This is a genomic window from Isoptericola croceus, assembly GCF_029382255.1.
Taxonomy (GTDB): Bacteria; Actinomycetota; Actinomycetes; order Actinomycetales; family Cellulomonadaceae; genus Isoptericola; species Isoptericola croceus.
Genome location: NZ_JARLLG010000254.1, coordinates 1 through 272 on the forward strand (window position 1 = coordinate 1; position 272 = coordinate 272).

General features: G+C 43.8%; 1 protein-coding gene. It reads left to right on the top strand.

Features of this window, described 5'->3' with window-relative positions; genetic code table 11:
- Nucleotides 1-23: 23 nt before the first annotated feature.
- Nucleotides 24-272: hypothetical protein (locus PZC42_RS24665; protein ID WP_498041202.1), on the top strand; the 249-nt coding region annotated here is incomplete at its 3' end.

Below are 272 nucleotides of genomic sequence, written 5' to 3' on the forward strand. Positions count from 1 at the left end.
CGAGCACCAAGAAAATCCTAATAATGGGAGGCACCAGGTTTATTGGTGTGTTTTTGTCTAGGCTCCTTGTCAAAGAGGGTCACCAGGTGACTTTATTCACAAGAGGTAAAGCGCCTGTCACTCAACAGTTGCCAGGTGAATCAGACAGTGATTATGCTGATTTTTCTTCCAAGATCTTGCATTTGAAAGGAGACAGGAAGGACTTCGACTTTGTAAAATCCAGTCTCTCAGCAGAGGGATTTGATGTTGTTTATGACATAAATGGACGCGGG